We start from the raw sequence: 9,995 nt of genomic DNA on the forward strand, positions 1-9,995 counted from the left end.
AGCGCCCCGGAGGGGCGCGTAAAAGCCCCGCCGGTCGGGGAAGGACAGCAAAAATGCCGCCCAAGGGCGGCATTTTCCAATATCAGAGCACCATCAGAAGGGTGCCGCCGGTGATGAGCACCGCGCCGATGACCGATTTGACGCTGACCGCCTCATGCAGGAAAATGAAGGCCATGACGATCGTGATCACGAGGCTGAACTTGTCGATGGGGACCACCTTGGAGACCTCGCCGATCTGGATGGCCTTGTAATAGCACATCCACGAGGCGCCGGTGGCCAGCCCCGAAAGGATCAGGAAGAGCATGCTGCGCTGGGAGATGTCGCGGATGCCGTGCTGGGAGCCGGTGAGGAAGACCATCCCCCACGCGAGGACGAGCACGACCACCGTGCGGATGGCCGTGGCGAGGTTGGAGTTGACGTTCTCGATGCCGACCTTGGCAAGAATGGAGGTCAGCGCCGCGAAGACCGCCGACCCGACCGCATAGACAGCCCACATATAAGATCCTCTCCTCACGCTTTTCTCAGTCCACCTGTCCGAGCGTCCCAAGGCTCGCCGCCTTGAGGTACGCGTTGATAAACCCGTCGATATCGCCGTCCATCACGGCGTTGATGTTGCCCATTTCAAAGCCGGTGCGGTGATCCTTGGCAAGGGTGTAGGGCATGAAGACGTAGGAGCGGATCTGGCTGCCCCAGGCGATCTGCATCTGCTCCCCCTTGATCTCGTTGATGTTCGCGAGATGCTCCCGCTCCTTGATCTCGACGAGCTTGGCGGTGAGCATCTTCATACACATGTCGCGGTTCTGGAACTGGCTGCGCTCGTTCTGGCAGGAGACGACGATCCCGGTCGGGATGTGGATGAGGCGGACCGCCGAGGAGGTCTTGTTGATGTGCTGGCCGCCCGCGCCGGAGGAGCGGAAGACCTCCATCTTGATATCCTCGGGGTTGATCTCGACGGTGTGGTCGTCGGGCAGCTCGGGCAGCACCTCCACCGACGCGAAGGAGGTGTGCCGGCGGCCGGACGCGTCGAAGGGCGAAATGCGCACCAGCCGGTGCACGCCCGCCTCCGAGCGCATGAACCCGTAGGCGTTCTCTCCCTCGATCATGATCGACGCGCTCTTGAGGCCCGCCTCGTCGCCGTCGAGGTAGTCGAGGATTTTATAGGTATAGCCGTGGCGTTCGGCCCAGCGGGTGTACATGCGGTAGAGCATCTGGGCCCAGTCCTGCGCCTCGGTGCCGCCCGCGCCCGCGTGGAAGGTCATGATCGCGTTGTTCACGTCGTATTCGCCCGTCAGCAGGGTGGCAAGCTTCTGGGTCTCGAGGTCCTGTTCAAACTTCTCAACGTCCGCGAGCGCCTCCCCGTAGACCGACTCGTCCTCCTCCTCGTTCGCGAGCTCGATGAGGGTGAGGGTGTCCCCGTAAAGGGCGTCGAGCCTGTCCCAGCCCTCGAGTTTCCCCTTGACGCGGGCGGTTTCCACCTGGTTTTTCTGCGAGCGTTCCACATCGTTCCAGAAGCCCGGCGCGGTCGTCTGCTCCTCCAGCTCGGCGAGCTTGCGTTTGAGGCCCTCGTAACCGATCGCCTGGGCAAGATCGTCCAGTTCCTCCCGGCGCCCTTCCAGCCGCAGGCGCAGCTCCTCAAATTGCAGCATATCGGCAACTCCATTCCACTATCGTTTGTCATTCTCAGAAATAATATTATAGTATTTTTTCCCGGGAAAGTAAAGCGGTTCCGGCGCAAAACCCCATGGAAAAGCCGTCCGCACGAAAAGTTCACAATTACGCTCTTGAATTTTCAGGGGATTGTCTGTATCATGGGTATTCAGAAAGCACTATCTATGGATTTATGATTCAGGGGTTGATTTTTTGGCGAACTATACGGGCGTAAAGTGCCCCGTCTGCAACAAACGCTTTACAGAGGACGACGATATCGTCGTCTGCCCGGTCTGCGGCGCGCCCCACCACCGGACGTGCTACCAGCAGCTTGGACACTGCGCGCTGAACGACCTGCATATCAAGGGGCACGCCTGGGAGCCGCCGCATGAACAGCAGGCCCCCGGTCAGGCTTCCGGCAGCGGCGCGGGCGGTTCCGCCTGCCCGGCGTGCGGCGCCGGAAATCCCCCGACCGGCCTCTTCTGCCAGGTGTGCGGCGCGCCGCTGCACCGCGGCGCCCAGGGCCAGCCGCAGCAGGGACAGCCCTTCTCCCCCTTTGGCGGACAGTCCTATGCCGCCGCGCCGCCGGCGCAGAATCCCTACAGCGCGGCCTTCGGCGGGCTCAACCCCTCGGAGGAGATCGACGGGGTGCCGGCGCGGGACCTCGCGCTCTATGTCGGGGAGAATTCCGGCTACTTCCTCCCCCGCTTTAAACAGATTTCCCAGGGGAAGCCCGTTTCTTTCAACTTCTGCGCGCTCTTCTTCAACTTTTTCTACTTTTTCTACCGCAAGATGTACGCGGTGGGGCTCGTCCTGCTGGGCATCACCCTGCTCGCGCAGATCCCCACCCTCTTCGTCATGCCCGAGGCGGTCCATTTCGCCCTTGACCACATGAACGACATCTATGCCGGGGCGAGCATGTTTGAATTCATCAGCGAGTTCCAGCCCACCCAGCACCTGTGGGCCTACGCCGCGATGGAGTACATGCGCTATTTCCTGCTCGCCGTGGGCATCGTCTTCTCCCTGTTCGCCAACCGCTTTTACCTGCGTCACGCGGTCAAAAAGGTCACCCGCGTCCGCGAAAGCCTGCTCGCGGCGCAGGGCGCGCTCGACGACCGCCGCTATACCGAGGCGATCGCCCGAGCGGGACGCACCAACCGCGCCGTCGTCGTGATCGCCGCCGTGGGCTGCGTGGTGGCCTACTTCGCCGTCTATATCCTGATGGTGATGGCGATCATGGTCGCCTGACCGGAAAAACAGATTGGGGAGCGGTTGTACCGCTCCCTTTTTTCCTGCCCGTCTTGCGTTTTCACCCGCGGGATGGTATGATGGCAGCAGAATGATGGCGCCGCGCGAAAGAAAGGAGCCCTGTCATGGCAGCTGAACGAATTCCCGAACCCGCCGTGGTCTGGAAGGACCGCAAACGCATCTGCGGAATGCCGATCACCTTTACGAAGTATTCGATGTCGGAGGACCGGCTCTTTCTCGAGACGGGACTTTTGAGCACCCGCCAGGAGGAGGTCATCCTCTACCGCGTGCGGGACATCAGCCTCACCATCAGCCTGTGGCAGCGGATTTTCCGGGTCGGGTCGGTGCTGGTGCAGTCGTCGGACAAGTCCCTGCCCAAGCTGCTGCTCAAGAACATCCGCGATCCCCGCGGGGTCAAGGAGCTCATCCACAGGCAGGTGGAGGAGATGAAGCTCGCCCGCCGCCTGCGGGTCGGCGAAATCCTCGACAGCGACGAGTGCGGCTGCGACGACGGGGACGGAATGCTCCTCTGAAAAGGAAAATCTCAAAAAGCCCTTGCAAATCCGGGGCGGGCATGCTAAGATGATGTGTAATCGAATAACGCTGAGATCGGGAGAGTAGCGCATCCGCGCCGCAGCAGAGAGGCCTGCCGCCGGCTGAGAGCAGACCGCGGGAAGCGTTTGCGTGAAGTTCACCCGTGAGCGGCGCCGCTCAAACCCTTCGGGGCGGTAGGCGGCGACGGTTCGCCCCGTTAAAAAGCGCAAAAGTGTCCAATACTTCTGGTATTGGGAATTTGGGTGGTACCACGGACTGGCGTCACGGCCGTTCGTCCCTCTGCGGACGGACGGCCTTTTTATTTTGCAGTATCACAGGGAAGGATGAAATACAATGTTAAACGCGCTGCAACAGATCAGACAGCAGGCGGCCGAGGCGCTGGCGCAGGCCGGCGACCTCAAGGCGCTCGACGACCTGCGGGTCAAATACCTCGGCAAGAAGGGGGAGCTCACCGCCATCCTCAAGCAGATGGGCAAGCTCTCGGCCGAGGAGCGCCCGAAGGTTGGGCAGCTCGCCAACGAGGTGCGCGCCAATATCGAGGCGCTCGTCGAGGAGCGCACCGCCGCGGTCAAGGCGGCCCTGCTCGACCAGAAGCTCGCGCTCGAAAAGCTTGACGTGACGATGCCCGGCAGGGCCGCGCCGCTCGGCAGGGCCCACCCGCTGACCAAGGTGCTCGACGAGGTCAAGGAGATCTTCCTCGGCATGGGCTTCTCGGTGGCCGAGGGCCCGGAGGTCGAGACCGACTACTACAACTTCGAGGCGCTCAACATCCCCAAGGACCACCCGGCGCGCGACACGCAGGACACCTTCTACATCAGCGACAACGTGCTGCTCCGCACCCAGACCTCCACCGTCCAGGTGCGCACGATGGAGAAGCAGAAGCCCCCCATCCGCGTCATCGCGCCCGGCCGGGTCTACCGCTCCGACGCGGTCGACGCGACCCACTCCCCCCTCTTCCACCAGATCGAGGGGCTTGTGGTCGACCGCGGCATCACGATGGCCGACCTCAAGGGCACGCTGGAAATGTTCGTCAAGCGGCTCTACGGCGAGGAGTCGGTCGTGCGCTTCCGGCCCCACCACTTCCCCTTCACGGAACCGTCCGCGGAAATGGATTTCCAGTGCTTCGCCTGCCACGGCGAGGGCTGCCGCCTCTGCAAGGGCGAGGGCTGGATCGAAATCCTCGGCTGCGGCATGGTGCATCCCAAGGTGCTCTCCATCTGCAACATCGACCCCGAGGAATACAGCGGCTTCGCGTTCGGCATGGGGCTCGAGCGGATCGTCATGCGCCGTTACGGCATCGACGACCTGCGCCTCTTCTACGAGAACGATCTGCGGTTCCTCAACCAATTCTAAGGGAGGGTAACTTATCATGAATCTGTCCATGAAATGGCTGGCCGACTATGTTGACATCGGCAATATCACGCCCCGCGAGTTCTCCGAAGCGATGACCATGTCCGGTTCCAAGGTCGAGGGCTGGGAGCGCGAGGGCGCGGAGATCAAAAACGTCGTGGTCGGCAGGGTCGACGAGATCGTCCGCCACCCCGACAGCGACCATATGTTCATCTGCCAGGTGGACGTGGGCGCGGAAAGCCCCGTGCAGATCGTCACCGGCGCGCAGAACGTCCGGCAGGGCGACTATGTGCCCGCCGCCCTGCACGACTCCTGGCTGCCGGGGGGCGTCCACATCAAAAAGGGCAAGCTGCGCGGCGTCGAATCCTGCGGCATGCTCTGCTCCCTCTCCGAGCTGGGCCTCACCGCCCACGACTTCCCCTACGCGGTCGAGGACGGCATCTTCATCCTGCAGGAGCCGGACATGAAGCCGGGGCAGGACATCCAGTCGGCGATCGGCCTCGACGACGTCTGCGTCGAGTTCGAGATCACCTCCAACCGCCCCGACTGTCTCTCGGTCACCGGGCTCGCGCGCGAGGCGGCCGCCACCTTCGGCCAGCCGTTCAGCCTTGCGGCCCCGAAGGTCCAAAAGACGGTGGACGACATCCAAAACCACCTCTCGGTCGAGGTGCTCGCCCCCGCCCTCTGCCCCCGCTACACGGCACGGATGGTCAGGAACATCAAGATCGGGCCCTCCCCCCGCTGGATGCGGGAGCGGCTGCGCGCCTCGGGCGTGCGCCCCATCAACAACATCGTCGACATCACCAACTACGTGATGCTCGAATACGGCCAGCCGATGCACGCGTTTGACTACAAGTACGTGGAGGGCGGCAAAATCGTCGTCCGCAACGCCAGGCCGGGCGAGACGATCATGACCCTCGACGGGGTCGACCGCACCCTCTCCCCCGAGATGCTCGTCATCGCGGACGCGAAGAAGCCCTCCGCCGTCGCGGGCGTCATGGGCGGCGAATACAGCGGCATCATGGACGACACCAATATGATCGTCTTCGAGTCGGCCTGCTTCAACGGCCCGTCGGTGCGCACCACCGCCAAAAAGCTCGGCATGCGCACCGAGGCGTCCGGCCGCTTTGAAAAGCAGCTCGACCCCGCCACCACCATCCCGGCGGTCGAACGCGCCTGTGAACTCGTCGAGCTGCTCGGCGCGGGCGAGGTCGTCGGCGGCATGATCGACGTGGACAACTCCGACCACGCCGAGCGCCGCATCAAGCTGGAACCCGAATGGATCAACAGCTTCCTCGGCATCGAGGTGCCCGTTGAGGAGATGCGCCGTATCCTCACCCGCCTCGCGTGCAGGATCGACGGCGGGGACGTCATCCCGCCCTCCTTCCGCGCCGACCTCGAGCACAAGGCGGACATCGCCGAGGAGATCGCGCGGTTCTACGGCTACGACAAGATCCCCGTCACCGCCATCCGCGGCACCGCCAACGGCCGCTATACCCCCGTCCAGAAGTTCGAGCGGCTCCTCAACCGCACCCTGCTCGCCCAGGGGCTCTGCGAGGTCGCGACCTACTCCTTCATCAGCCCCAAATACTACGACAGGATCGGCCTTCCGGCGGACAGCGATTACCGCAAATGCGTCGTCATCCAGAACCCGCTCGGCGAGGACACCAGCGTCATGCGCACCACTACCGTCCCCTCGATGCTCGAGGTGCTCTCCCGCAACTACAACAACCGCAACAAAGCCGCCGCCCTCTATGAGATCGGCAACGTCTACCTCCCCGTCGAGGGCAGCGAGCTGCCCGACGAGCGCGCCTGCGTCACGATCGGCGCCTACGGCGAGGGCCACGACTTCTTCACCCTCAAGGGCGCCGTCGAAACGCTGCTCTCGGCGGCGGGCGTGGAGGGCGCGGAATATGCCGCCGTCTCCGACGATCCCACCTACCACCCCGGCCGCTGCGCCGAAATCACCGTGAACGGCCAAAAGCTCGGCAGGTTCGGCGAGGTGCACCCGGCGGTCTGCCAGAACTACCAGATCGGCACGCGCGCCTATGTCGCCTGCCTCGACGAAGCGGCGCTGTTTGCAAACGTCTCGCCCGAGCGCGGCTACAAGCCGCTGCCCCGCTTCCCCGCCGCGACCCGCGACCTCGCGCTCATCTGCGACGACGAGCTGCCCGTCGCCGCGCTGGAAAAGGCGATCCGCGAGGCGGTCGGCAAGGTGCTCGAGGAGCTCAGCCTCTTCGACGTCTACCGCGGCGCGCAGGTCGCCGAGGGCAAAAAGAGCGTCGCCTATTCCCTCACGATGCGCGCCGACGACCGCACCCTCACCGACGAGGAGGCCGACGCCGCCATCAAGCGGGCGCTCAAATCGCTCGCGAACCTCGGCGCGGAAATCCGCAGCTGAAGCCATGCATTGAAAAAGCCCCGGTCCGCCGGGGCTTTTTTGATTGGAATATTCACGCGGGGAAAGTCATACAATATGAGAAATATACAGTTTACGCCTTGCCATAAGGCGAAATTTGTTGTAAAATGGTCAGTAAGAGGGAGGGGTGATGTCATGCACGAGCCGACGATATCCTTTTCGATCCATGAGGATAAGGAACAGCAGATGAAGGAAATCCTGACGGAGGTCTATGACGCGCTCCGCCAGAAGGGCTACAACCCGATCAACCAGATTGTGGGATACATCCTGTCGGAGGACCCGACTTATATCACGACCCACAACAACGCGCGCAGCCTCATCCGGAAAATCGACCGCGACGAGCTGCTCCAGATGCTGGTCAAAAGCTACCTGAACGACTAGAAAATTACGGACGCCCCCGCCCGCAGGACGGGGGCGTTGACATCCCGTGGAGGCTTTATGAAGACCGTCCTGATTACCGGCGCATCCCGCGGCATCGGCCGGGCGTGCGCCCTCGCCTTTGCGCGGGAGGGCTGTGCCGTCGCGGCCTGCTGGCACAAAAACGAGGCCGCGGCCCGCTCGCTTTTGGACGAGCTCTCCGCCCTCGGCTGTGACGCGGAGCTCTTCCGCGCCGACATCGCCGACCCCGCCGCCGTCGAGGCGGCGGTTTGTGCCGCCGAAAAGCGCTTCGGCCATATCGACGCGCTGGTCAACAACGCCGGCGTCGCCCAGCAGAAGCTCTTTACCGACCTCACGATCGCCGACTGGGACCGCATGATGGCGGTCAACGCGGGCGGCGTGTTCCACACCTGCCGCTGTGTCCTGCCCGGCATGATCCGCCGCCGCAGCGGCCGCATCGTCAACATCTCCTCCATCTGGGGAATCTCCGGCGCGTCCTGCGAGGTGCACTACTCCGCCTCCAAGGCCGCTGTCATCGGCTTCACCAGGGCGCTCGCGCAGGAGGTCGGCCCCTCGGGGATTACCGTCAACTGCGTCGCCCCCGGCGTCATCGACACCGAGATGAACGCCAGCCTCTCCCCCGAAACCCTCGCCGCGCTTCGGGATGACACGCCCCTCTGCCGCATCGGCTCCCCCGGGGACGTGGCGGACGCCGTTGTCTTTCTCTGCGGCGAACAGGCGAGGTTCATCACGGGGCAGGTCGTCAAAGTCGACGGCGGTTTCCTGAGCGGCGGTTGATCCGGGGGACCTTTTGGGAAAATGTCCCCCCGTCCCCCCGAAAACACATCAGGCCCGCCTCCCCGCCCCACCGCGGGACACTGCCGTGTTCAAAACTGTCGGGCGTGTTCAGCCGGGCGCCGCGCTCCGCGCCGAATCCACACATGCGTCCAGTTCCCCAGCCAGCCGCGCACACAGCCGGAATCCCTCCGCGAACGCGGTTTCACAGTGGATGCGCTCCAATTTGCATTGCGCGTCCACCACTGATTGCAGCCAGATAAGCTGTTTCTGTGTCAGCTTGCCCCGGACTTTGCGGATGCATCGGCCCCGCCGCGCCTCCGCCTCCTCAAATCCCGGCTGCTGTGCCGCCAGACCCGCATAATAGTCCAGGCTGTTCCGATAGAGCTGACGCAAATAATCTTCTGCCACCGTTCTTCGCCTCCAAGCATAATATGTAATAGAGTTTTATTTTGTCACCGATACGGTGACATCAATTATATTATAGTCACCAGATCGGTGACTGTCAAGAGGTAACGCCATGCCAGTCAAAAAAATGTTTTGCTCGCGCCTGAAGACGCTCCGTATCGCACATAAGGTCACGCTTGACGGCCTCGGGCAGGCGCTCGGCGTGACCAGACAGGCCGCAAGCCGTTGGGAAACCGGCGAGCGGCTTCCGAGCATTGATTACATTGAAGGTATCGCCGACTATTTCGGCGTATCGATAGACTATCTTGTCGGGCGGACCGACAAACCGGAGATCAACCGTTAAAGTAACAAAAGGAGGGCACTTCACGTGTTTGACCAAGACACCTTTGGGGACCGATTAAAATCTCTGCGCAGCCAGGAGGAAAAGTCGCCCGAAGAGATCGCAAAGCTGCTGGAACTGTCGACCGACCAGCTGCACAAGCTGGAAAACGGGAGTTTAGGCGCATCGCTGGATTTCCTTGTAAAGCTGGCGAACTACTTCCAGGTGTCGACGGATTACCTGCTGGGGCTGACGGACATTCCGCATCTCGAGCAGGGCGCGTCCGACTGAATTCGCCAATCGATAAAAAAAGCCGCCGTCCCGGGGGACGGCGGCTTTTCAGCGTGATTCAGGCTTTTTTCTCGTTGAGCTGGCGCTCGAGCCAGATGGAGGCGATGTTCATCGCGTCGAAGAGGTTGTTCTTCTCGGTTTTCTTCACGACGCGGTCGCGGGGGCGAAGCTCCTCGTCGGTGGACCAGATTTGGACCGAAACCTTGGTCGGGAGGGTCTCGCCGTTAAAATCGGCCTCGCTGAGGATCTGGAGCATGGCGACGTATTTGTCGCCCATGTCCCCGTAATAGATGGTATTTCCGCTGCGAACGAGCGGGCGGTCCTTGTAGGTCAGGGTACCGGGCTTGGTAATCTTCTTTTCCACAGTCATCACTCGCAATCTATCTTCATGAAATTTTGTACCAAGTTAAATCATACCATAAATTTGCCGGGCTGTAAAGCGCGGCGCGCTTTGATTTTCCGCCCTGCGGCCGGGGGGATTTTTACGCGTCCCTCCGGGACGCTTTAGAGGAGCCGCCTACGGCGGCAGGAATTGCCGGGTCCCGCCCCGGCGGGCGGGTCCATTTCTTGCGCGCCCAAGAAATG

At 62.5% G+C, this 9,995-nt stretch carries 12 protein-coding genes and 1 other annotated feature; of the genes, 8 read left to right on the forward strand and 4 right to left on the reverse strand.

Annotated elements, in window-relative coordinates:
• Positions 1-82: 82 nt before the first annotated feature.
• Both RDM88_RS09365 and prfB read right to left on the reverse strand, forming a co-directional pair.
• Positions 83-496 carry an EamA family transporter gene (locus RDM88_RS09365; RefSeq protein ID WP_308754585.1) on the reverse strand — a complete coding sequence of 138 codons (414 nt, stop codon included), beginning with the start codon at positions 494-496 and terminating at the stop codon, positions 83-85.
• A gap of 25 nt (positions 497-521) precedes the next feature.
• The gene (gene prfB, locus RDM88_RS09370) at positions 522-1,646 is read right to left on the reverse strand and encodes a peptide chain release factor 2 (RefSeq protein WP_308754586.1); all 1,125 of its coding nucleotides are present in this window, start codon (positions 1,644-1,646) and stop codon (positions 522-524) included.
• A 214-nt stretch (positions 1,647-1,860) separates the two neighbouring features.
• Between prfB and RDM88_RS09375 the strand changes: the two genes are divergently transcribed.
• From RDM88_RS09375 to ymfI, 6 genes are all read left to right on the forward strand, one after another.
• Positions 1,861-2,895, forward strand: coding sequence for an RING finger protein (locus RDM88_RS09375; protein ID WP_308754587.1), 1,035 nt, complete (start codon positions 1,861-1,863; stop codon positions 2,893-2,895).
• Between the two features lie 125 nt (positions 2,896-3,020).
• Complete coding sequence (locus tag RDM88_RS09380; protein ID WP_308754588.1) at positions 3,021-3,428, forward strand: PH domain-containing protein; 408 nt, start codon at positions 3,021-3,023, stop codon at positions 3,426-3,428.
• 63 nt (positions 3,429-3,491) lie between these two features.
• Positions 3,492-3,732, forward strand: a binding site (T-box leader).
• Between the two features lie 51 nt (positions 3,733-3,783).
• Positions 3,784-4,803, forward strand: coding sequence for a phenylalanine--tRNA ligase subunit alpha (gene pheS / locus RDM88_RS09385; protein WP_308754589.1), 1,020 nt, complete (start codon positions 3,784-3,786; stop codon positions 4,801-4,803).
• A gap of 16 nt (positions 4,804-4,819) precedes the next feature.
• The gene (pheT, locus tag RDM88_RS09390; RefSeq protein WP_308754590.1) at positions 4,820-7,201 is read left to right on the forward strand and encodes a phenylalanine--tRNA ligase subunit beta; all 2,382 of its coding nucleotides are present in this window, start codon (positions 4,820-4,822) and stop codon (positions 7,199-7,201) included.
• Positions 7,202-7,354: 153 nt separating this feature from the next.
• A complete protein-coding gene (locus RDM88_RS09395; protein WP_101551345.1) occupies positions 7,355-7,600 on the forward strand; it encodes an IreB family regulatory phosphoprotein in 246 nt (81 codons plus the stop codon).
• A gap of 57 nt (positions 7,601-7,657) precedes the next feature.
• Positions 7,658-8,395: an elongation factor P 5-aminopentanone reductase gene (gene ymfI, locus RDM88_RS09400; RefSeq protein WP_308754591.1), complete on the forward strand. Its 738-nt coding sequence runs from the start codon at positions 7,658-7,660 to the stop codon at positions 8,393-8,395.
• A gap of 108 nt (positions 8,396-8,503) precedes the next feature.
• On the opposite strand, the gene RDM88_RS09405 is transcribed toward ymfI, so the two are convergent.
• Positions 8,504-8,803, reverse strand: a complete 300-nt coding sequence (locus RDM88_RS09405; protein ID WP_308754592.1) for a DUF6809 family protein — start codon at positions 8,801-8,803, stop codon at positions 8,504-8,506.
• Positions 8,804-8,912: 109 nt separating this feature from the next.
• Between RDM88_RS09405 and RDM88_RS09410 the strand changes: the two genes are divergently transcribed.
• Together RDM88_RS09410 and RDM88_RS09415 are read left to right on the forward strand one after the other, a co-directional pair.
• Complete coding sequence (locus tag RDM88_RS09410; RefSeq protein ID WP_308754593.1) at positions 8,913-9,143, forward strand: helix-turn-helix transcriptional regulator; 231 nt, start codon at positions 8,913-8,915, stop codon at positions 9,141-9,143.
• A 24-nt stretch (positions 9,144-9,167) separates the two neighbouring features.
• Positions 9,168-9,410 carry a helix-turn-helix transcriptional regulator gene (locus RDM88_RS09415; protein ID WP_308754594.1) on the forward strand — a complete coding sequence of 81 codons (243 nt, stop codon included), beginning with the start codon at positions 9,168-9,170 and terminating at the stop codon, positions 9,408-9,410.
• A 58-nt stretch (positions 9,411-9,468) separates the two neighbouring features.
• Here RDM88_RS09415 and RDM88_RS09420 read toward each other — a convergent pair whose 3' ends face one another.
• Positions 9,469-9,774, reverse strand: a complete 306-nt coding sequence (locus RDM88_RS09420) for a hypothetical protein (protein ID WP_374045443.1) — start codon at positions 9,772-9,774, stop codon at positions 9,469-9,471.
• Positions 9,775-9,995: the final 221 nt, after the last annotated feature.

It is taken from the genome of uncultured Anaerotruncus sp. (genome assembly GCF_902490045.1).
GTDB lineage: Bacteria > Bacillota > Clostridia > Oscillospirales > Ruminococcaceae > Anaerotruncus.

What these genes read in the sequence shown, in the direction of transcription:
- pheS (WP_308754589.1), top strand. Translation starts at nt 3,784, where the DNA reads ATGTTAAACGCGCTGCAACAGATCAGACAGCAGGCGGCCGAGGCGCTG.
- RDM88_RS09410 (WP_308754593.1), top strand. Translation starts at nt 8,913, where the DNA reads ATGCCAGTCAAAAAAATGTTTTGCTCGCGCCTGAAGACGCTCCGTATC.
- RDM88_RS09380 (WP_308754588.1), top strand. Translation starts at nt 3,021, where the DNA reads ATGGCAGCTGAACGAATTCCCGAACCCGCCGTGGTCTGGAAGGACCGC.
- RDM88_RS09365 (WP_308754585.1), bottom strand. Translation starts at nt 496, where the DNA reads ATGTGGGCTGTCTATGCGGTCGGGTCGGCGGTCTTCGCGGCGCTGACC.
- prfB (WP_308754586.1), bottom strand. Translation starts at nt 1,646, where the DNA reads ATGCTGCAATTTGAGGAGCTGCGCCTGCGGCTGGAAGGGCGCCGGGAG.
- RDM88_RS09395 (WP_101551345.1), top strand. Translation starts at nt 7,355, where the DNA reads ATGCACGAGCCGACGATATCCTTTTCGATCCATGAGGATAAGGAACAG.
- ymfI (WP_308754591.1), top strand. Translation starts at nt 7,658, where the DNA reads ATGAAGACCGTCCTGATTACCGGCGCATCCCGCGGCATCGGCCGGGCG.
- pheT (WP_308754590.1), top strand. Translation starts at nt 4,820, where the DNA reads ATGAATCTGTCCATGAAATGGCTGGCCGACTATGTTGACATCGGCAAT.